Below are 19,610 nucleotides of genomic sequence, written 5' to 3'. Positions count from 1 at the left end.
CCGACGCTTCGCGCGCGGCCGAACTGAGCCAGCGCCATGCCCAGATCGACGACGAGTTGCTGGCGGCCCTGGAACGCCAGGAGGAGCTGTCCGCCGGGCGCTAGTTCATTGGTTCTACATCGGACTGTCCCGCCGTCCCACGCCGGGGCAACGCCGACTAGGCTATATATGCGGCTTCCAAGTTCCAGGAACGCCGCATGTCTTCTATCTACGCGCTCTTTGGCCGATCCATCGCACTTCTTGTCCTCGTCCTGCAGGGCGCCTGCGCACAACTGCCCGAGCATGTCGACCGGCCGGTATCGACCGCGCTCCCCTCGCCCAACGGCACCGCGCTGGAAGCCTTGGTCCAACAGCGGCGCAAAGCCGATGCGGCTCGGTTCGAATCCGGCTTCCTGCTGCTCGCGGGGCCTCCGGCCGCCTACGGCAGCCGGCTCGCGTTGATCGAAGGCGCACAGAAAACACTCGACCTGCAGTACTACGCCATCCACGCCGATGCCAGCACCGGCCGGCTGGTGCGAGGGATCCGGGCGGCGGCCGAGCGCGGCGTGCGCGTGCGGATCCTGCTCGACGATCTCCACAGCACCGGGCGCGATGCGCTGGTGCTGGGCCTGGCGTTCGTGCCCAACATCGAGGTGCGCCTGTTCAACCCGCTGGCCGGCGCGCGCGGGTCTTCGTTCGCGCGCGCGCTCAACTCGATCGGCGATGCCTCGCGGATCCAGCAGCGGATGCACAACAAGCTCTTTCTCGCCGACAACGTGCTCGGCGTCACCGGCGGTCGCAACCTGGGCGACGCCTATTTCGGCAATGCGCTGAAGGGCAACTACATCGACGTCGACATCCTGGCGGCCGGACCGATCGTGCGGGATCTGTCGCGCAGCTTCGACAGCTACTGGAACAACGAACGCGCCTATCCCGTCCAGTCGCTGGTCAAGCGCAGCGAGCTGGAAGCCATACGCGAACGCGCGCAACAGGCCGACCGGGAGCTGGCCGACGAATCGGCCCGCGCGCAGAACTCACCGCCGCCGGCAACACCCGAGGCAGAGCCGAAACCAGGCGCCGCTCCCACGCCGGCACAGCTCGCCCGCGCCTGGGACGAAAAGCCGATGGACCTGCGAACCGCCCGTTTCGTCTGGGCGCCCGCGGTAATGCTCGCCGACCAGCCCGGAAAGATCCCGGCCGACAAGGGCGCCGAGAAGACGAGGGCGCCGGGCCTGGTGGTGAGCCAGCCCGGGGACGCCGGCAGTTCGTCGCGGCGCGCGGCGGCGCTCGAAGCCAGTTCCGATCTTGCCGCGGGCAGCGACACGGTCGTCGAAGGCCTGCTTCAGCTGATCGGCCAGGCGCGCAGCGAGCTGCTCGTCATCTCGCCGTATTTCGTGCCCGGCCCGGACATGAAGCAGGCTTTTGCGGCGGCTCGGGGCCGCGGGGTGCGCATCCGCGTGCTGACCAACTCGCTGTCGTCGAACGACGCGCCGGTGGCGCATGTCGGCTATGCCCGGCATCGGGAGGACCTGCTCAGGATAGGCGTCGAACTCTACGAATTGCGCAGCGAACAGGCCAGCGTCAGCAATGCATTCGGCTCCTCGGGCAGCGGCAGCCTCGGCGAATCGCGCTCGATGCTGCACTCGAAGGTGCTGGTGATGGACGGCCAGTTGCTGGTGGTCGGCTCGATGAACCTGGACCTGCGCTCGCAGCTGCAGAACACCGAGATCGCCCTGCTCGTGCGAAGCGCCGAGCTCTCCCGCGCGGCGTCCGCCCAGATCGAGCGCGGCATGCGCGAGGGCTCATGGCGGGTCGAGCTGGACGGCGGCTCGCTGGTCTGGCGGGCGCCCGAAGGCAGCGGACTGAAGGACACCTCCACCGAGCCCGACGCCAGCCTGACCCTGCGCCTGCTGCTGCGGCTGTTCGGTCCGCTGGCGCCGGACCAGCTGCTGTAAGAGGCGCGGGCGTCAATGCTTGTGCTGATGGGCCGGCGCGGCCGCTTCGGCGCCTGCAGGCGCGCCCACCGGCAGGTTCAGGTCGAGCGAGGTCTTCTGGCCCTTGGCATCCTCGAAGCGCAGCGTCACCGGCACGGTCGAACCCTTGGCCAGCGCCTGCTTCAAGTCCATCATCATCACGTGATAGCCGCCCGGCTTGAGCTCCACGGTCTGCCCGGCGGGCAGGTCGAGGCCGCCCGGCAGCTCACGCATCTTCATGGTGTCGCCTTCCATCTTCATCTCGTGCACCTCGGCCACGCCGGCGGCCGGGGTCGTGATGCCAACCAGCCTGGCGCCGGTGGGCGCGGTGAGCTTCATGAAGGCCCCGGTGCCGCTCTGGCCCGGCACCGACTGGCGCACCCAGCCATCGCGCACGTCGACCGTGGCCACGCCCTGCGCCACCACATCGAGCCTGGCGGCGGGGCTCTTGAGCCCCGCGGTCGAGCTGCCCGACGCCGGCACTTCCGCCCAGTCGACGCTGCCCACGTCGCAGGTCTGCAGCACCTTGAACCACAGCGGCCCGGGCGTGCCGGGCACCTTGCCGCGCAGCACGAATTCGGCGCGCTCATTGGCAGGCAGCGCCGTTTGCGGGCTCTCGGCGGTCCAGCGCACTTCGCCGTCGCCGGCGTTCTTCTGGACGTCGAGCTTCCAGCCCTTGCGCGCCTGCGCGTCGCTCAGCAGGAAGCCCTTGGGCAGGCGGACGGCCAGGCCGGTGGTGACCTTGGCGCCTTCGCAGGCGTGGCCGACGCGGAAGGCCGCGTTGTAGTCGCTGCCGACGGTGGCGCCGCCCCGTGGCAGGGTGACATGGGCGCAGGCGGCCGTCGTGCCTGCCAGCAGGACGCAGGCGGCGGCGGTCTTGAGGGTGGTGCGTGGGTGGTTCATTGCGGGAACTCCTTGAAGAAAGCGGGTGAAAAGGATCAGAGGTCGAACTTGAGTTCGGCCACGTAGGTGCGTTGCGGATAGGGATGGAAGGCCCAGTACTTGTTGTTGTTCAGGTTGTCGATGCCCACGGCGGCGCTCCATTGCCGGTCGATCCGGTAGCGTATGCGCGCGTCGACCACGAAGAACTTCGAAAAGCCCATGTAGGCCGCGCCGTTGCCGTCACTGTTGTCGTGCGTGCCGTACTGCTTGCCGCTGTAGCGTGCACCGACCGTGTAGCTCCATCTGGCGTCGGGCCGGTAGGTGGCGAGCAGCGTGGCCCGCAGCTTCGGCACGCGCGGCTGTTCGCGGCCGACGCTGGCGGGAAAACCGCTGTTGGCCGCAATCTTCGAGCGCGTCAGCGTGAGGCTGCCGCTCAGGTCCAGCCCCTTCACGCCCACGTCGACCGCGTTCAGCGCCACCTCCAGCCCGCGCGTACGGATGGCATCGACGTTCTGCACCGTGCTCACCAGATTGGTGAGGGCCTGGCTGTAGAGCGCGTCCTTGGTGTTCTCGAAGAAGAGCGTGGTGCGCAGCACGCCGTCGAGCCCCCAGCCTTTCAGGTCGCGCTCGGCGCTGAGCTCCGTGGTCCACGAGCGCTCCGGGCGCAGGTTCGGGTTGGTGTTGACGATGCGGTTGCCGTCGATCGAGCCCTGGTAGAGCTCGCTCACGGTCGGCATGCGAACCGCCCGGCCGGTCGATGCCTTGAACAGCCAGTCCGGGGTGGCCTGCCAGGCGAGGGCGGCCTTGGGCGAGTCGTAGCTGTTCTTGCGCGGCGCAAAGTCGAGCAGCTTCGTCGCGTTGCCGAGCTGGCCGCCGTCAGCTTCCCAGCGTTCGTGGCGCAGGCCGAGGGTGGTCTTCCAGTCCTTGGCGAAGCGCCAGGTGTCCTGCACGTAGAGCGACTGCAATCGGGTGTTGCCGTTGAAGGCGGAGAACTGCGACACGGCCGGCCCGGCGATCCAGTCGAGCGTGTTGCCGACGCTGGTGCGCAGGCGGGCCGTGTCCTGCTGGAAGCCGAAGTCGACCACGTGCGCACCCACGCCCTCGGCCGAGCCGGTGGACCGCCATGTGCCGGCGGCCTTGAAGGTGTGCCAGCCGGAGCCGCCCATGTCGGTGGTGCGGCCCGGTCCGCCGTAGAAGGCGCCGGGCAGGGGCGTGGTGGGCGTGCGCGAGGTGTCGCGCGCATAGTCGAACAGGCTTGCGGACAGCTCCCAGTCGAACACGCCGCCAGTATGGCTCTTCACCGAAAGGCCATGCATGTAATGGGTGAGCGCGGTCTCGGTTGGTGCCAGCGCGGCGCTCGGCGCATCGAGGTTGTAGCTTCGCCCGGCGATGTTCACGCGCCCCGAATACACCGGCCGGCCGAAGGCATCGCGCAGGTAGGTGTCGACGCCGCCGTGCGTGGTGTTGTTCCAGGCGCCCAGCGTGTAGGTTGCGCGCACCGTGGGCGAGAAGTCGTAGGCCAGCTTGAGCTTGGCCTGTTCCTGCGTGGAGTCGTAGATCGTCGAGCCGCCCACCAGCCACCAAGGCTGGTTCGATGGGTTCAGCCCCAGAACCGCCCCGCTGACCGGCGTGCCGGCGTTGCCCAGGGTGCCGGCGCTCGCGAGCCGGTTGCCGAACACCAGCGCCTGCCCCTTGCTGTGGGTGCGAGAGGCGCTGAGCCACCACGACCAGTCGCCGCTGCGGCTGCCCAGCGAGAGCTCGAGCTGCTGGCCCGCGGGAGAAGAGTGGCTGTTGTACAGGTCGAAGTTCGAGGCGAAGCCGCTGAGCTTGGCGTGCGCTTCGAGCCGGGTGGGCATGCGCGTCATGTAGTCGACCACGGCGCCCACCGAGTTGCCCGGGTAGGCGGCAGAGAACGGCCCGTAGAGCACGTCGACCCGCTCGATCTCCTCGGGCGACACCATGCCCCAGCGCGGCGCGTAGGTAGCGCCGTTGCCCAGCGGGTTCGACAGCATGATGCCGTCGGCATACACCATCGAGCGCGCGCTGTTGCCCGTGCCGGAGGCCCGTGTGGCAAGCACCGCGTGGTTGAAATCGCCGATGTAGCGCTTGCGCACCACGAGGCTCGGCAGGTACTTGAGCGCGTCTTCGCTGTCTGTCGCGTTGACGGTTTCGGCGATCTGCTCGTGCGTCGTGCCCTCGATCGTGGTCGGGATCTGGGTCGGCAGCGAGGTCGGGCGGCCATCGCTGGCCGTGACGGTGCTCAGGGTGCGGGCACCGCTTCCGCCGGATGGATCAGGCGCGTCCTGCGCCCACGCGGGCGCGCCAAGGGGGAATGCCATGGCGATCGCCACGGCGCGGGAATGCTTTTTCACTGGGAACCTGCTCCACGAACTTCAAGCCGGACAGGCCGCATGCACCCTTCGAATCGGGCGCAGTCGGCGACGGTTTTGACAGCTTCAGGAGAGGGCGGGAGGCCCGCGGGCCGGCAGCGGCGCGGCGGTGGCCGCGGCCAGGCGCGCGGCGGGAATGGACTGGACCACGCGGCCCAGCGGCAGGGGAAGGTCGAAAACGGCGGCGGACGGCGATGGGGGCGGCGCGCCGGTCAGCACGCACAGCGGGCAGTCCATGTGCGAGGCGCCCATCTCCTGCACGCCGTCTTCGGTGTGGACCACCACCTTGATCGAACCAGCGCTCGAGCACACCAGCTCGACGGCCTGCGGATGCACGATCGGCGAGGCCACCGCCGCGCCGATCGAGAGCGCGAACCACAGCAGCACCCAGCGGCCGACGAGGCCGAGGAAGCGGGGGTGGTTTCGCAGCAGGTGCATGGCGTTGGCGATTATCGGCGCTGTTTGCTCTTTGGTGCCGGTGCGCGCCGGGCGGACTTGGCATTGCCCGTGCTCCGGGTGCCTGAAGCCTTGGCACCGGAAGCCTTGGCGCCGCGATTGCTCCTGGCCCCTTGCGCACCGCGGGCGCTCGCCTTGGGCGCGGGCGCGGTCGGTACCGCGGCGGGCGGCTGCGCCACCAGCGGGACCGCCGCCACCTGGAATCCGCGCGCCGCCAGCAGCGCCGGCAGCCCCTGCGGGCCGACCATGTGCAGCGCGCCCACGGCAGCGAATACGCGCTTGCCGCCCGCGTGCATGCGCTCGATGCCGTCAGCCAGGCCGGGGTTGCGGTCGTCCAGCAGGCGCTTCATGAGCCGCTGTTCGGCGGGCGTGTTGAGGCAGTTGCACCATTCGGGGTAGCGGCCGAGCTTGTCCGCGTCGCCGCGGGCCCAGATGTCGGCCAGCTCCTTCATCTGCGCGCGCAGCTGGCCCGACTCCAGTTCGGTCAGGGCCGCGTCGATCTGCTCGGCCTCTTCGGCCTCGGAACCGCCGGTCAGCGCCTTCAATTGCGCGGCGGCGTTTTCGAGGGCGAACACCGGCTTGTTGTTGTTGCGCGCGGAAACCGCCAGGGCCTCGTCGGCGCCGAACTCCGGGTACAGGCCATCGACGCGTGCCACCAGGCCCGCCAGCGACATGACCTGCAGGATGGGCTGCAGCCCCGCGGTCTGGCCGGGCGGCACGCAGGCGGCCTCGTTCTGGCGGGCCAACCGCTGCGCGCGCTCGCCGCTGAGCAGCCGCGCGACCACCGCCGGGTCGGCCTGCTGCGTCATGGGCTGCATGGCGACCGGGTCGCGCAGGTCGAGTTCCAGCGCGAGCGCATCGCTTTGCTCCAGCGCCTTCTGCACGGTGGGGCCGGGCCGCACCCATTCGGCACGGCCGAGATGAATGGTTCCATAGAGCCAGGTGGTGCGCCCGTCCCGCTCGGCGCGCCACAACAGGCCGCGGTCGGCCGCATTCCACTGGCCGACGGCCGCACCGGGCTTTCCGAGGCTGGCAATGGCGGACGGCGGGCAGGCGCCCTCTGCCGCCAGCGCGAGAGCGCAGCAGGCACCGGCCAGCGCAAGGCGCGGCAGGCGCGAAAGCAGCGACCCGCGCGCAGGTGTCTTCACAGGGGTGTCGCGCCTTGGCGCAACAAGTATCCGGAGTATCCGCAAGGCTTGCTCCACGATGAAAGAAAGTCCGGCATTCTCACAGCACCGCTGCCCATAATCCGGAACATGCAGAGCATCTTCCATCTTGCCTTCCACGTCCGCGATCTCGATGCGGCCCGTCGCTTCTATGGCCAGGTTCTCGGCTGTGCCGAAGGCCGCAGCACCGAAACGTGGGTCGATTTCGACTTCTTCGGCCACCAGATCTCGCTGCACCTGGGCGAACCCTTCGCCACCACGCGCACCGGCCGCGTCGGCGACGCGATGGTGCCGATGCCGCACTTCGGCATCGTGCTCGCCCTGCCCGACTGGCAGGCGCTGGCGAAGCGGCTGAAGGCTGCCGAGATCGAGTTCGTGCTCGAGCCGCAGGTGCGCTTCGAGGGCCAGCCGGGCGAGCAGTGGACCATGTTCTTCTGCGACCCGTTCGGCAATCCGATCGAGGCCAAGGGCTTTCGTTCCCTGGCAGCGCTCTACGACAAATGAACCCTCCGCCCCGGGCCGCCTCCGGCCGGCTCGCAGCCACCGCGGGCACCGGTACAGCCGCATTCCGGATCGCAGCCGCCGCACTCTGGCTCTTTGCGGCGGGCGCTGCCCACGCTGCGCTCGATTGCGAGCTCAACGGCCGCAAGGTCGATCCGTCCGACGGCAGCAGCACCGCGGGCAAGACGGGGCTGATGCGCTGCAAGGAGCGCGAAACCGGCGAGCTCCAGCGCGAGCAGCAGATCCAGAACGGCGTCTTCATGGGCCTGGCGCGCTTCTATGAAAAGGGCAAGCTGGCCAGGGAGCACACCCTCAACGCCAAGGGCAACATCCATGGCCCCGCCCGCGAGTTCGCGCCCAACGGGCAGGTCGTGCGCGAGGCGGTCTACGACGACGGACAGGAGCACGGCCTGGTGCGCAGCTTCTACCCGGGCGGGCAGCTGCGCCGGGTCACCTTCTATCCGGCCGTTGGAACCGACCGCGCCTTCGTCGAGTTCACGGAGCGCGGCCAGATGTCGGCGCTGCGCTGCGGCGAAACGCCCATGCTGGCGCCGGCCGCCGACGACGCCAGGCTTTGCGGATTCGTCGGCGGGCCGTCGCAGGTCGAGCTGTTCGATGCGGGCGGCATGCTGCGCTCGCGGCTGTCGTACCTGTCGGGCAAGCGGGTGCGTTCGCAGAGCTTCTACGACAACGGCAAGCCTTCCGTGCAGGACGAGATCGTCGGCCGCCAGCGCACCGAGCGCCAGTTTTCATCCGAGGGCGTGAAGCGCCGCGAAACGGTGTGGCTGCTGGTCGAGCGCAGCGCGGTGCGGCAGCGCGAGCAGGAGTTCTCCGAAAAGGGAACGCTGATCCGTGACCAGCGATGGAACCCGGCGGGCGAACCGATCGGCGACGACAGCTACCACCTCAATGGCCGGCCCCGCAGCAAGTCGGTCTACCGCGGAAGCGGCAATGCGCGCACGGTCGAGATCACCGAGTTCTACGAGAGCGGCCAGCGCGCCGCCCATGGCCGCTACCTGGTGGCGGGCCGCGGGCGCCAAGTGCCGGTGGGCACGCACCGGCGCTACAGTGAAAAGGGCATCCTGCTGGCGGAATCGAGCTTCGATGCCATGGGTCGCGTGACGCGCGAGCGCAGCTGGGACGAGAACGGCGCACTGCAGCACGACGAGCACGTCTCCGAGGACGGCTCGCGCAAGGCCTACACGCAGTAGCAGCGCGACCCACCCCAGGCCGCGCAGGCCTCAGTCCAGCTTGATGCCGGCCTGCTTGATGATCGGGCCCCAGCGCTTCGACTCGGCGCGCGACAGCGCCGCGAACTGCGCCGGCGTGCCCGGCATCGCTTCCATGCCGAAATCGTCGAAACGCTTCTGCACGGCCGGCGTGCCGAACGCGCGGTTCAGCTCGCCGTTGAGCCTGGCGACCACCGCGGGCGGCAATCCGGCCGGGCCGAGGATGCCCTGGAACGCGAACACCTCGGTGTTGGGCACGCCCACTTCGGCCAGCGTCGGCACACTGGGCAGCGCCTTGCTGCGCGCACCCGATCCGATGGCCAGCACGCGCACCTTGTTGCCCTGCATGATCGGCAGGCCCGAGGCCAGGTCGAGAAACATGCACGGCACCTGGCCGCCCATGACGTCGGCCATGGCGGGCGCCGCGCCGCGGTAGGGAATGTGGGTGATGAAGGTGCCGGTGCGGGCCTTGAACATTTCCATGGCCAGGTGGTGCGGCGAGCCATTGCCCGGCGAGGCGTAGTTGACCTTGCCGGGATTGGCCTTCGCGTAGGCCAGGAACTCCTTGAAGTTCCTGGCCGGGAAGTCGGGGTGCACCACCAGCGCGAGCGGGAACTTGCCGATCGCGCCGATGTAGGTGAAGTCCTTTTCCGGATTGAACGGCAGCTTGCTGAACAGGTGCTCGTTGAAGGCCAGCACGGCGTTGTCCGCCGAAAGAATGGTGTAGCCATCGGGCTTGCTCTTGGCGACGAGGTCGGCGCCGATGTTGGTCGAGGCGCCGGGGCGGTTGTCGACCACGATCTGCTGGCCCAGCGTCTGGCGCATGGCTTCGGCCAGCACGCGTGCGATCACGTCGGTGCCGCCGCCGGCCGGATAGGGCACCACCCACTTGATGAGTTGCGCGGGATAGTCCTGTGCGCGGGCAAAAGGCGCGGCGGCCACGGCGGCGCCGGAGGCGAGCGTGGCGAGAAGGGTGCGGCGATCCATGGATCAGTCTCCTTTTTGTAGTGGTTCGGTAGCGGACAGCGATGGTACGGGCAGCGCGCGCAGCGCGTCGGCCAGCGCGGCGCGGCAGCGCGCCTCGTCGCCGACCTGCTCGAACAGCAGCAGCGCGAGACGGGCCAGGAACAGCGATTCGCGCTCGGCGCCCGCCTCGGTGATGGCGCGCGCGCACTCCGCGTAGAGCCGGTCGCGCGCGTCGGGTTGAAGCGAGGTGGTCATGCGGCAATCTCCGTGGCAAGGGCGGCCGCCGCGCGAGCCAATGCGGCCGGCAATGCGCCACGGGGCATGCGCCGCCAGCGCGCGGCCACATGGCCGTCGGGGCGCAGCAGGTAGACGGCTCCGCTTCCCGCGCCCAGCGCCTCGAACACGGTGGGGCCGGCATGCGCGTCGGCGCCTTCGATGCCCAGGCCTTCAATGGTGCGAACCGCGAACGGCAGGGGGCCGCGAAGCGCCTCTTCCACTTCATCGTCCGGCAGCGGCACGGCATCGGCGCCCGGCCGCAGCACCAGCAGCGTGAAGACCGGGCCGATCCAGTCGGTCAGGTGGCCTTGCTCGAGCTGCTGCTCGGCCATGACCTCCCCCGGCAATGGCCCCGCCGGCAGCGCATCGCCTTCGCTCGACAGCGCCGAATCCGCATAGCGCACGGCCTGGGTCTGGCGCGGGTTGATCAGTTGCGCAATGCCGCGATGCACCTGCGACAGCGAGAGCGCGGCCTCGCGCAAGAGGTCGAAGCCGCGCGACGGCGGCGACATGAACTCGGTGCTGCGCATGGCGTTCTCGGCATTGACGTGAAAGGCTGCAATGCGCTCCTGCGAGTAGGAATCGAGCAGCGACGCATCCGAAAGCCCGCGCGCCACGAAGGCGAGCTTCCAGGCCAGGTTGTCCGCGTCGTCGAAGCCCGAGTTGAGGCCGCGCACGCCGAAGATCGGCATCGCATGCGCTGCATTGCCCGCGAACAGCACGCGGCCGTGCCGGTAGCTGTCGAGCGTCATCGCGCCTGCGCGGTAGACCGAGGTCCAGACGGTCTTCCACGGCAGGTGGCCTTCGCCGATGGCGTCCAGGTGGCGCTGCACGAATTCGGCCACGGCCGCCGGCTTCAGCGCATCCTCGGTGCTCTGGCCCGCGCGCAGCTGGTAGTCGATGCGCCAGATGTCGTCGGGCTGGCGGTGCATTAGCACGGTCGAGCCCGGGTTCCACGGGGGGTCGAACCAGGCGCGGCGCTCGGTCGGGTGCGTGCTGTGCAGCTCGATGTCGATGATCACGTAGCGGCCTTCATAGCCCGTGCCCTCGAGCGCGAGCCTGAGCACTTTGCGCACGAAGCTCTGGCCGCCGTCGCAGGCGGCAAGCCACTGGCCGCGCAGCCGGTAGGCGCCGTCAGGGTTGCGCACGTCCAGCGTCACGCCGTCCTCGTCCTGCGCAAGGCCGGTGAGCTCGGTGTTCCATCGGATGTCGACGAGCCCCGGCGCCGCTTCGTTGCAGCGGAGGATTTCGTCCAGCAGGTACTGCTCGATGTAGTACTGCTCGAGGTTGATCATCGGCGGCAGCTTCTGCCGCTCGTCGTGCGGCATCTCGAAGCGGAACACCTCGGCCGTCCTGTAGAAGCTGCGCCCGCCGGTCCACGGCAGGCCCTTGGCCATGAAGGCCGGCAGCACGCCCAGCCGTTCCATGATCTCCAGGCTGCGGCGCGAGATGCAGGCCGCGCGGCTGCCCACGCACACCGTGTCGTCGGCTTCGAGGATCACGCAGCGCACGCCCTGGTTTGCAAGCCCCAGCGCAAGCGCCATGCCGACGGGCCCGCCGCCCGCGATCACCACCGGATGGCGGCCGGGCTCCATGCCGTCGTGCGCAAGCGCAGGCGTGCGTGCGTGGTAGCGCGTGTAGTGAAAGGCGCCGACGGGGGACGGCAGTTCGGCGGCGCTGGCCGGTGGCGGCACGGGGCCGCTGGCGGCATCGGCGGCCCGTGTGCCGGTCGGCGGCGCGGTGGCCGCAACGGTGGGGTTCGTCATCATGCAGCGGGATTGTCCCGATGTGCGGCGCCCGCCATTGTCATAACTTCGTACGAAGTAATTACCCTACCTGCTCCCCTCATGAGACGCTGGCGCATCCAGCCCGCCACGTACACCACGCTTTCTGCCGCCCTCGCCGGCGACGTACTCGCGGGCATCGGCACGCCGCACCTGGCGGCCAGTTGCCTCGCGGCCATGCACCGCGTGATCCCGGTCACCTTCTGCACCGTGTTCGCCGTCGACGCCACCGGCCGCATCGAGGCGGTGTCGGCCGCCAGCAGCTACGGCAGCACGGCCGAACGCACGGCCGAGCGCTACGTGGCGCAGCGCTTCGACCTGCTCGATCCCAACATGACCTGGCTGGCGGCGCGCAAGCTGCCCCGGCGCGCGCAGCTCTGGCTGGGCCATCAGCGCGCCGACGAAGTGGCCGACCCGGCCTACCGCGCGGCCTGCTACGGCGACGTGGGCATCCGCGAACGCGCGTCGGTGCTGCGCCTGACGCCCACCGGCCAGCGCGTGGCCGTGAGCTTCTACCGGAGCCTCGCGCAGCCCGAATTCGGCGGCGCCGACTTCGCGGCCATCGAGCGCCACGCGACGCTGCTGGCCGACGCCACCCTGGCCCACGGCCGCAGCGCCATGGCCGCCCGGGAAGCGGTGGCGCCCACCCTCGCCTCGCGCCTTCTGACCCTGAGCCTGCGCGAGCGAGAAGTCATCGGCCAGCTGATGGCCGGCCGCACAGCCAAGGAAGCGGCGCGCGAGATCGGCATCGAACTCACGACGGTGCGCACCCACCAGTACCGGGCGTTCCGGCGGCTGGGCATACGCAGCCAGAAGGAGCTGCTGCGCGCCGCGCCGCCCTAGTCAGTCTTCGGCGCCGTTGTCGTCGTCCTGCGGGTTCACCAGCGACACCGGTGCCACCTTCGGCCGCCCCGCCGCCGACACGATCTCCTGGTCGATCGCACCGAACAGCGAGCGCCCGTCCAGCCCCTTCATCTCGATGCGGATGGTGTCGCCGAACTTCATGAATTCGGTCAAGGGCTCGCCGCCCTGGATGGTTTCGATGCAGCGCTTCTCGGCAATGCAGGAATAGCCCTTGGGCCAGTCCATCTGGCCGTTCTTTTCCACGCCCTTGTTGCTCACGGTGCCGCTGCCGACGATGCTGCCGGCGCGCACGTTGCGCGTCTTGGCGATGTGGGCGACGAGCTGGCCGAAGTGGAAGGTCATCTCGGGCCCGGCGTCGCACATGCCGACCTTGCGGCCGTTCCAGCTGCTTTGCAGCGTGAGGTGCACGCGGCCGTCCTGCCAGGCTTCGCCGATCTCGTCGAGCGTCACGGCCACGGGGCTGAAGGCGGTGGCGGGCTTGCTCTGGAAGAAGCCGAAGCCCTTGGCCAGCTCGGCCGGGATCAGGTTGCGCAGGCTCACGTCGTTGGCCAGCATCACCAGGCGGATGCCGTCGAGCGCCTGGTCGGGCGTGGCGCCCATCTTCACGTCGCCGGTGATCACCGCGATCTCGGCCTCGAAGTCGATGCCCATGGCTTCGCTGGGCACGATCACGTCGTCGACCGGGCCGAGGAAGTCGTCGCTGCCGCCCTGGTACATCAGCGGGTCGGTGTAGAAGCTCTCGGGCACTTCGGCATTGCGCGCCTTGCGCACCAGCTCGACGTGATTGAGGTAGGCCGAGCCGTCGGCCCACTGGTAGGCGCGCGGCAGCGGCGCCATGCACTGGGCAGGGTCGAACGGGAAGGAATGGCGTGCGCGGCCGGTGTTGACCGCGTCGTACAGGTCCTGCAGCTGCGGGCTCATGAAGCCCCAATCGTCCAGCACCTGCTGCAGCCGGCTGGCGATGCCGGTGGCGTAGTGGGCGAGCGTGAGGTCGCGCGAGACGACGACGAGCTGGCCGTCGCGCGAGCCGTCCTTCAGGGTGGCGAGTTTCATGATGGCAAATGCGTGATGAAGGACACGGCGCGAACACGAGAGCCGGCGCCGCGCCCACTAAACTGGTTGAACGGGCGGCAGTGTACCGAGGTGCTCCTTGTGAACCTCGGCGCCGGCGCCCACTCCACCACCTCATGCCGACGCTCGTCGCCTCCCAGTTGCCGTCCTCCGCCGCCCCGCCAGCACGCCCGTCATGGCGCGCGCTGGCCGGGCTGACGCTGGCGGTGGCGCTGGCCCACGTACTGCTGCTGGACCTCGCGCCCTCGGCCATCGGGCCCGACCCTTCGCCGCTCGCGAACAAGTTCATCACCCGCACCATCGTGATCGCGCCCCCGGCCGCGGAAAAACCGGCCGCGCCTGCCGCCGCGCCGCCCGTTGCGCAAGCCAAGCCGCCGCCACCCGCAAAGCCGCGCCGGCCGCGCGAGCCGTCCCGGCCCCGGCCGGCTGCGCCACCCGAGCCGGTGCCGGAACCCCAGGTTTCGGAACAGCCCCCGGCGCCCCCCCCCGCACAAACGCCCGACCTCACGGCGCAGAATGCTATTGATTCAGGAGCGCCAGCTCCCGAGCAGCCGGCCAGCGCCCCGGCAGGCGCTGTGCTGGGCGGGGCGGGCAGCACGGCCAACACCGGCGTCGGAAACGGGGCGCCCGGCGAGGCCGCGGGCGCCGCCAGCGCAGCGGCGGGCAATGTCGTCGGGCCCGAAGCGCTGCGCATCCCCGGTTCGGTCAAGCTCGCCTTCGCGGTCACGGGCCAGCAGGGCGCCTCGCCGATGCAGGGCGTTTTCGGCGACCTGGTCTGGCTGCAGGACGGCAGCAGCTACGACGCCCGGCTGTCGCTCAAATTCCTGTTCCGGACCATCCGCAGCCAGCACAGCACTGGCCGGATCGGCCCCACCGGCATCGAGCCGGCGCGCTTTTCGGAAAGCCGCAAGGGCGAGGTCGCCTCGCACTTCCTGCGCGACCAGGGCCAGATCATGTTCAGCAACAACGCACCCAGCGTTCCCCTGCTGCCCGGCGCGCAGGACCGGCTCAGCGTGGTGATGCAGCTGGGCGGCATGCTGGCGGGCGATCCGGGCCGCTACCCCGCCGGCAGCCGCATTTCCATTCAGACCGCAGGGCCGCGCGAGGCGGGCGTCTGGGTATTCAACATCGAGGGCGAGGAACAGATGAGCGTGCCGGCGGGCGACTACGCGGTGCGCAAGCTCACGCGCAGCCCGCGGCGCGAGTTCGACGACAAGATCGAGATCTGGCTCGCGCCGGCGCTGGGGTACCTACCGGTGCGGATGAAACAGACACAGCCCAACGGCGACTTCGCCGACATGCAGTTGCGTGAATCCCTTCCCGCGGGGCCGTCCAGCTGATAGTACAAATGAGGTAAAGAAACACCGTTGTGACCGCAATGCGACAACCCTTCTTGAAACTGGCGCGTTGATTGCTATCTAACCCCCATGAACGCCATCGACATCCTCACAGGCCCCGCAATGAACATGCTCTATGACTCGGAGTCCTTCGTCGTCGTGCACGTGCAGCCGAACGAAAGCGACACACCGGACCAGCCCAATGTCCCGGTGCTGGAACGCCACGGCTTCGAGATCGTCGACAAGCGCTCGGGCAAGGAGGTCTACCTCGACGGTTCCTGGGCCGAACTGTTCCAGCAGCAGATTGCCGCCTGGCAGCTCAACACGCCCACGCAGGAAGAGGTGGAGGACACGCTCGAGGGCTATGCCGAACTGGCGCACACGCCGGTGCTGGTGCACTGAAAACACGGGCTCTCCACCCCGCCCGAACAAAAAAGCGCCCGAGCGGCGCTTTTTTTGCGTCTTTTCAGCGCCCGCCGCTCATTTCCGTTGGTAAATCCATCGGTACATCGGCCCCACGAGCAACAGCACCGCCACCAGCCGGCACACCTGGAACGCCGTCACCACCGGCACGCCCAGCTGCAGCACCTTGGCGGTGATCGACATCTCGGCGATGCCGCCCGGCGAGGTGCCCAGGATCATGGTGGCGGGATGCAGCCCCGTCGCCCAGGCCAGCAGCCAGGCGGCGCCCGCGCACAGCACCAGCATGCCGACGGTGCCCAGCGCCACCGATCCCAGCCAGCGCGGCGCCGTATGCAGGAATTCGCGGCTGAAGCGCACGCCCAGGCTCACCGCAATCACGAGCTGCGCGGTGTTCGACATCCAGCCGGGCACCGCCGACAGCGGCTGGCCCGCGATGGTGAAACCCATCGCCACCACCAGCGGCCCCATGAACCAGGGGTTGGTGCGGCCCAGCGCCCGCATCGCAAGCCCGCCGGCGCCGGTGGCCAGCGCGAGCAGCAGGAGCCCGCCCGCATTCACTTCGCGCACCGTGGGCGGATTGACTTCGAGCCCGTGCAGGCTGCTCCACTGCATCGCGAACGGAATGGCGATAGTCACCACCACCAGGCGCAGGCTGTGCGCCGCGGCGACCAGGTCGGTGCGCGCGCCGGCCGATTCGGACAGCAGCGTCATCTCGGAGGCTCCGCCGATGGCGCCAGCGAAGTAAGTCGTAGCTCTCATGGATCTGGCCGGCACATGCGGCATTCGCCGGGCGTGCAGCCCGTGCAGCCAGCGCCCGAACCCCCAGCCGAGCAGCAGGGCCCAGGCAATGGCCAGCGCAATGGCCCACCAGACGCCGGCCACCAGCGCCACCACCTGCGGCGTGAAATAGAGGCCCAGCACCGTGCCGATGGTCCACTGCCCGGCATTGCGAAGCGGCGTGAAGCTGGCCGTGGGCGCGCCTGCAATCGATGCCAGCGACACCGCCAGCAGCGGGCCGATCATCCACGGCAGGGGCGTGTGCAGGGCGAGGCAGATTTCGGCCGCGGCGAGCGCGAGCAACAGCGTGGCCAGCACGCGAACCGGAAAGCGGAGAGACACGGGCGGGAAGGGAAGAAGCGGAATTGGATGGCGCTGCGGGCGAGCGCCAGCGCATAGTATGGCGCGATGCAATGCCAACCCTTTCCCGTACGGGCTTCCCGATTCCTGCTGGCCCTGTTCGCTGCCATGGCCCTTGCGGGTTGCACCGCTCTCCTCGGCGGCCCCGATGCGCCGGTGGCGCGCCGCGCGGCGGCCCTGCTGCCGGCGGACGCGCTCATCCTCGGCGAGCAGCACGACGCCCCGGAGCACCACACGATCGAACGCGAAACCGTCGAGGCGCTGGCCAGTCGCGGCAAGCTGGCCGCGCTGCTGCTCGAAATGGCCGAGGAAGGCCACAGCACCCTCCGCCTCGACGCCGCGGCCACCGATGCGCAGGTGCGCGACGCGCTGGCCTGGAACGACAAAGCCTGGCCCTGGCAGAGCTACGGCCCGGTGGTGATGGCCGCGGTGCGCGCCGGCGTGCCCGTCATCGGCGCCAACCTGCCGCGTTCGCGCATGAAGAACGCGATGGCCGACGTCTCGCTCGACGTGCAGCTCAATGGCGAGGCCTACACCGCGCAGCAGGACGCCGTGCGGGAGGGCCACTGCAAGCTGCTGCCCGAGCCCCAGATCGTGCCGATGACGCGCATCCAGGTCGGGCGCGACCGCGCCATGGCGCAGGCCATCGTCAAGGCCCGCCAGCCGGGCAAGACGGTGCTGCTGGTCAGCGGCGCGGGCCATGCCACCAAGGTGCTGGGCGTGCCGCAGCACCTGCCGACCGACGTGTCGGTCAAGTCGGTGCGGCTGCAGGCCGGGGAATCGGCGGACGAGGACGAAAACAAGGGCGCATACGACGCCGTCTGGCGCACAGCCCCGCTGCCGCCGAAGGACTACTGCGCGGACATGCGCGCTCGATCGCCGCGGTCTTCGCCCTGAAAACCGCGCGCCGGCTCAGGCGAACTTCTTGATCGAGTCCGCCAGCGTGTTGACCAGCGTGTCGATGTGCTGCTTCTCCACGATGTAGGGCGGTGCAATCACCAGCACGTCGCCCGCGGGCCGCACCAGCGCGCCCTTGTGGAAGCAGTCCAGGAAGACGTCGTAGGCGCGCTTGCCCGGTGTGCCCGCGATGGGCGCGAGCTCCACCGCGGCGGCCAGGCCGAGGCTGCGGATGCTGATCACGTTCGGCAGGCCCTTGAAGGCGCTGTGGAACGCGTCGCCCAGCACCTTGCCCATTTCGCCGGCGCGCGCGAACAGGTTTTCTTCCTTGAACAGGTCGAGCGTGGCAATGGCGGCGGCGCAGGCCACTGGATGGCCCGAGTAGGTGTAGCCATGGAAGAACTCGACCACGTGCTCGGGCGCGTCGGTCTTCATCATCGCGTCGTAGAGCTTGTCGCGGCAGATCACGCCGCCCAGCGGAATCACGCCGTTGGTCACGCACTTGGCAAAGTTGAGCATGTCGGGCACCACGCCGAAATAGTCCGACGCGAAGTTGGTGCCCATGCGGCCGAAGCCGGTGATGACCTCGTCGAAGATCAGGAGGATGCCGTGCTTGTCGCAGATCTCGCGCAGGCGCTTCAGGTAGCCCTTGGGCGGCAGGTACCAGCCGGCCGAACCGGCCACCGGCTCGACGATGATCGCGGCGATGTTGCTCGGGTCGTGCAGCGGCAGGATGCGCGTTTCGAGCTCGACCAGCGGGTCTTCGGCCCACACCGGCTCCTCGTTGTGGATATAGGCGTGGTTCACCGGATCGTGGATGAAGCGCATGTGGTCCACGCGCGGCAGGAAGGCCGAGCCGAACACCTTGCGGTTGCCCGGGATGCCGCCCACCGACATGCCGCCGAAGCCCACGCCGTGGTAGCCCTTCTCGCGGCCGATGAACACGTTGCGGTGGCCCTCGCCGCGCGCGCGGTGGTAGGCCAGCGCCACCTTCATCGAGGTGTCGGCCGCCTCGGAGCCCGAATTGCAGAACAGCACCTTGTTGAGGTCGCCGGGGGCCAGCGAGGCGATCATCTCGGCCGCCTTGAAGGCCTTGTCGTTGCTGACCTGGAAGGCGGTGGCGTAGTCGAGCGTGTCGAGCTGCTTCTTGATCGCCTCGTTGATCGGCTTGCGGTTGTGGCCCGCGCCCACGCACCACAGCGACGAGATGCCGTCGATCACCTTCTTGCCGTCGTGCGTGGTGAACTCCATGCCGTCGGCGGCCACGAAAACGCGAGGGTCTTTCTGGAAGTGGCGGTTGGGAGTGAAGGGCAACCACTGGTTGCCCATGTTGAAGTCCTGATAAGCCATCGATTGCTCCTGCTTAACGCGCACCAAAAAACGGCATTCTGGCACCCCTGCGACAATCGTGCCCCTCATGACGACCACTACGCCCGCTTACATCCTGACCCTCTCCTGCCCCGACCGGACGGGCATCGTGCATGCCGTTTCGGGCTTTCTGCTCGAACGCGGCGGCAACATCGAGGAGGCCGCCCAGTACAACGACCACGACACGGGCCTGTTCTTCATGCGCGTGCGCTTCGCCTGCAGCGACCACACCGAGGCAGCGCTGCGCGAGCAGCTCGCCACCTTCGGCGCCGGCTTCGGCATGAGCCTGCAGCTGCATGCCGCGGCCGAGCCCATGAAGACCGTGATCCTGGTCAGCAAGGAAGGCCACTGCCTCAACGACCTGCTGTTCCGCTGGAAGAGCGGGCTGCTGGCCATCGACGTGCGCGCCATCATCTCGAACCACCGCGACTTCTACCAGCTGGCCGCCAGCTACAACGTGCCCTTCCATCACATCCCGGTGACGGCCGCCACCAAGGCGCAGGGCGAAGCAAAACAGCTGGAAATCATCGAGGCCGAAGGCGCCGAGCTCGTGGTGCTTGCGCGCTACATGCAGATCCTGAGCAACGACCTGTGCAAGAGCCTGGCGGGCCGGGCCATCAACATCCATCACTCGTTCCTGCCCAGCTTCAAGGGTGCGAAGCCCTACTACCAGGCGCACGACCGCGGCGTGAAGCTCATCGGCGCCACCGCCCACTACGTGACGGCCGACCTCGACGAAGGCCCGATCATCGAGCAGGACGTGGCGCGCGCCGACCACACCGACACGGTCGAAGACCTCACGGCCCGCGGCCGCGACACCGAGAGCCAGGTGCTGGCCCGTGCGGTGAAGTGGCACAGCGAGCACCGCGTGCTGCTGAACGGGCACCGCACGGTCGTGTTCCGGTAGGCGC

19 protein-coding genes (1 of these 19 only partly in view) are annotated in these 19,610 nt (G+C 69.1%); 9 read left to right on the top strand and 10 right to left on the bottom strand.

The genetic code is table 11. From position 1 onward, the window contains the following. Positions 1-104, top strand: the end of a protein-coding gene (locus tag L1081_RS23110; RefSeq protein WP_489414246.1) for an ATP-binding cassette domain-containing protein. Its footprint begins 1,804 nt before the window's first position; only the last 104 of its 1,908 coding nucleotides appear in the window; its start codon lies off the left edge, out of view; its stop codon occupies positions 102-104. A gap of 93 nt (positions 105-197) precedes the next feature. Then, complete coding sequence (locus tag L1081_RS23105; RefSeq protein WP_489414245.1) at positions 198-1,934, top strand: phospholipase D-like domain-containing protein; 1,737 nt, start codon at positions 198-200, stop codon at positions 1,932-1,934. Between the two features lie 12 nt (positions 1,935-1,946). Here the strand turns inward: L1081_RS23105 and L1081_RS23100 are convergent, their stop codons facing one another. From L1081_RS23100 to L1081_RS23085, 4 genes are all read right to left on the bottom strand, one after another. After that, positions 1,947-2,855, bottom strand: a complete 909-nt coding sequence (locus tag L1081_RS23100) for a copper chaperone PCu(A)C domain-containing protein (RefSeq protein ID WP_489414244.1) — start codon at positions 2,853-2,855, stop codon at positions 1,947-1,949. A 35-nt stretch (positions 2,856-2,890) separates the two neighbouring features. After that, positions 2,891-5,173, bottom strand: coding sequence for a TonB-dependent receptor domain-containing protein (locus L1081_RS23095; RefSeq protein WP_489414243.1), 2,283 nt, complete (start codon positions 5,171-5,173; stop codon positions 2,891-2,893). A gap of 117 nt (positions 5,174-5,290) precedes the next feature. Then, complete coding sequence (locus L1081_RS23090) at positions 5,291-5,662, bottom strand: DUF2946 family protein (protein WP_489414242.1); 372 nt, start codon at positions 5,660-5,662, stop codon at positions 5,291-5,293. A gap of 11 nt (positions 5,663-5,673) precedes the next feature. After that, complete coding sequence (locus L1081_RS23085) at positions 5,674-6,828, bottom strand: TraB/GumN family protein (protein WP_489414241.1); 1,155 nt, start codon at positions 6,826-6,828, stop codon at positions 5,674-5,676. Between the two features lie 108 nt (positions 6,829-6,936). Here L1081_RS23085 and L1081_RS23080 point away from each other — a divergent pair, with 108 nt between their 5' ends. Together L1081_RS23080 and L1081_RS23075 are read left to right on the top strand one after the other, a co-directional pair. Further along, positions 6,937-7,350 (top strand): VOC family protein, encoded by a 414-nt coding sequence (locus L1081_RS23080; RefSeq protein WP_489414240.1) that lies wholly within the window; start codon positions 6,937-6,939, stop codon positions 7,348-7,350. After that, positions 7,347-8,558, top strand: coding sequence for a toxin-antitoxin system YwqK family antitoxin (locus L1081_RS23075; protein WP_489414239.1), 1,212 nt, complete (start codon positions 7,347-7,349; stop codon positions 8,556-8,558). The genes L1081_RS23080 and L1081_RS23075 overlap by 4 nt, the downstream gene beginning before the upstream one ends. A 30-nt stretch (positions 8,559-8,588) precedes the next feature. Here L1081_RS23075 and L1081_RS23070 read toward each other — a convergent pair whose 3' ends face one another. From L1081_RS23070 to L1081_RS23060, 3 genes are read right to left on the bottom strand one after another with little or no spacing between them, the layout of a single operon-like run. Then, on the bottom strand, positions 8,589-9,563 hold the full coding sequence (locus tag L1081_RS23070; RefSeq protein ID WP_489414238.1) for a tripartite tricarboxylate transporter substrate-binding protein: 975 nt from the start codon (positions 9,561-9,563) through the stop codon (positions 8,589-8,591). A 3-nt stretch (positions 9,564-9,566) separates the two neighbouring features. Next, positions 9,567-9,797 (bottom strand): hypothetical protein, encoded by a 231-nt coding sequence (locus L1081_RS23065; protein ID WP_489414237.1) that lies wholly within the window; start codon positions 9,795-9,797, stop codon positions 9,567-9,569. After that, the gene (locus tag L1081_RS23060; RefSeq protein ID WP_489414236.1) at positions 9,794-11,587 is read right to left on the bottom strand and encodes an FAD-dependent monooxygenase; all 1,794 of its coding nucleotides are present in this window, start codon (positions 11,585-11,587) and stop codon (positions 9,794-9,796) included. The genes L1081_RS23065 and L1081_RS23060 overlap by 4 nt, the downstream gene beginning before the upstream one ends. Positions 11,588-11,665: 78 nt before the next feature. On the opposite strand from L1081_RS23060, the gene L1081_RS23055 reads away from it, so the two are divergent. Next, positions 11,666-12,445 carry a LuxR C-terminal-related transcriptional regulator gene (locus L1081_RS23055; RefSeq protein WP_489414235.1) on the top strand — a complete coding sequence of 260 codons (780 nt, stop codon included), beginning with the start codon at positions 11,666-11,668 and terminating at the stop codon, positions 12,443-12,445. Here the strand turns inward: L1081_RS23055 and L1081_RS23050 are convergent, their stop codons facing one another. Beyond that, positions 12,446-13,519 carry a fumarylacetoacetate hydrolase family protein gene (locus L1081_RS23050; RefSeq protein WP_489414234.1) on the bottom strand — a complete coding sequence of 358 codons (1,074 nt, stop codon included), beginning with the start codon at positions 13,517-13,519 and terminating at the stop codon, positions 12,446-12,448. It abuts the gene before it with no gap. 134 nt (positions 13,520-13,653) lie between these two features. On the opposite strand from L1081_RS23050, the gene L1081_RS23045 reads away from it, so the two are divergent. Further along, on the top strand, positions 13,654-14,877 hold the full coding sequence (locus L1081_RS23045; RefSeq protein ID WP_489414233.1) for a DUF3108 domain-containing protein: 1,224 nt from the start codon (positions 13,654-13,656) through the stop codon (positions 14,875-14,877). 87 nt (positions 14,878-14,964) lie between these two features. After that, positions 14,965-15,276 carry a BTH_I0359 family protein gene (locus L1081_RS23040; protein ID WP_124958830.1) on the top strand — a complete coding sequence of 104 codons (312 nt, stop codon included), beginning with the start codon at positions 14,965-14,967 and terminating at the stop codon, positions 15,274-15,276. Between the two features lie 78 nt (positions 15,277-15,354). Here L1081_RS23040 and L1081_RS23035 read toward each other — a convergent pair whose 3' ends face one another. Continuing rightward, positions 15,355-16,416 (bottom strand): AbrB family transcriptional regulator, encoded by a 1,062-nt coding sequence (locus L1081_RS23035; RefSeq protein ID WP_489414232.1) that lies wholly within the window; start codon positions 16,414-16,416, stop codon positions 15,355-15,357. A gap of 66 nt (positions 16,417-16,482) precedes the next feature. Between L1081_RS23035 and L1081_RS23030 the strand changes: the two genes are divergently transcribed. Then, positions 16,483-17,331 (top strand): ChaN family lipoprotein, encoded by an 849-nt coding sequence (locus tag L1081_RS23030; protein ID WP_489414231.1) that lies wholly within the window; start codon positions 16,483-16,485, stop codon positions 17,329-17,331. Positions 17,332-17,346: 15 nt separating this feature from the next. Here the strand turns inward: L1081_RS23030 and aptA are convergent, their stop codons facing one another. Then, positions 17,347-18,681, bottom strand: a complete 1,335-nt coding sequence (gene aptA, locus L1081_RS23025; RefSeq protein ID WP_489414230.1) for an omega-aminotransferase AptA — start codon at positions 18,679-18,681, stop codon at positions 17,347-17,349. Between the two features lie 67 nt (positions 18,682-18,748). Here aptA and purU point away from each other — a divergent pair, with 67 nt between their 5' ends. Continuing rightward, complete coding sequence (gene purU / locus L1081_RS23020; protein WP_319427887.1) at positions 18,749-19,606, top strand: formyltetrahydrofolate deformylase; 858 nt, start codon at positions 18,749-18,751, stop codon at positions 19,604-19,606. Positions 19,607-19,610 lie beyond the last annotated feature (4 nt).

Source organism: Variovorax sp. MSC1_012 (assembly GCF_023667525.1).
Classification (GTDB): Bacteria; Pseudomonadota; Gammaproteobacteria; order Burkholderiales; family Burkholderiaceae_C; genus Variovorax; species Variovorax beijingensis_B.
This window is presented reverse-complemented; position numbering and strand designations above follow the sequence as displayed.

Bases quoted from the DNA above. Each gene is read 5' to 3' on its own strand.
- L1081_RS23030 (WP_489414231.1), top strand. From the start codon at position 16,483: ATGCAATGCCAACCCTTTCCCGTACGGGCTTCCCGATTCCTGCTGGCC.
- L1081_RS23100 (WP_489414244.1), bottom strand. From the start codon at position 2,855: ATGAACCACCCACGCACCACCCTCAAGACCGCCGCCGCCTGCGTCCTG.
- L1081_RS23045 (WP_489414233.1), top strand. From the start codon at position 13,654: ATGCCGACGCTCGTCGCCTCCCAGTTGCCGTCCTCCGCCGCCCCGCCA.
- L1081_RS23080 (WP_489414240.1), top strand. From the start codon at position 6,937: ATGCAGAGCATCTTCCATCTTGCCTTCCACGTCCGCGATCTCGATGCG.
- aptA (WP_489414230.1), bottom strand. From the start codon at position 18,681: ATGGCTTATCAGGACTTCAACATGGGCAACCAGTGGTTGCCCTTCACT.
- L1081_RS23095 (WP_489414243.1), bottom strand. From the start codon at position 5,173: ATGGCATTCCCCCTTGGCGCGCCCGCGTGGGCGCAGGACGCGCCTGAT.
- L1081_RS23090 (WP_489414242.1), bottom strand. From the start codon at position 5,662: ATGCACCTGCTGCGAAACCACCCCCGCTTCCTCGGCCTCGTCGGCCGC.
- L1081_RS23055 (WP_489414235.1), top strand. From the start codon at position 11,666: ATGAGACGCTGGCGCATCCAGCCCGCCACGTACACCACGCTTTCTGCC.
- L1081_RS23075 (WP_489414239.1), top strand. From the start codon at position 7,347: ATGAACCCTCCGCCCCGGGCCGCCTCCGGCCGGCTCGCAGCCACCGCG.
- L1081_RS23050 (WP_489414234.1), bottom strand. From the start codon at position 13,519: ATGAAACTCGCCACCCTGAAGGACGGCTCGCGCGACGGCCAGCTCGTC.
- L1081_RS23070 (WP_489414238.1), bottom strand. From the start codon at position 9,563: ATGGATCGCCGCACCCTTCTCGCCACGCTCGCCTCCGGCGCCGCCGTG.
- L1081_RS23040 (WP_124958830.1), top strand. From the start codon at position 14,965: ATGAACGCCATCGACATCCTCACAGGCCCCGCAATGAACATGCTCTAT.
- L1081_RS23105 (WP_489414245.1), top strand. From the start codon at position 198: ATGTCTTCTATCTACGCGCTCTTTGGCCGATCCATCGCACTTCTTGTC.
- L1081_RS23060 (WP_489414236.1), bottom strand. From the start codon at position 11,587: ATGATGACGAACCCCACCGTTGCGGCCACCGCGCCGCCGACCGGCACA.
- purU (WP_319427887.1), top strand. From the start codon at position 18,749: ATGACGACCACTACGCCCGCTTACATCCTGACCCTCTCCTGCCCCGAC.
- L1081_RS23065 (WP_489414237.1), bottom strand. From the start codon at position 9,797: ATGACCACCTCGCTTCAACCCGACGCGCGCGACCGGCTCTACGCGGAG.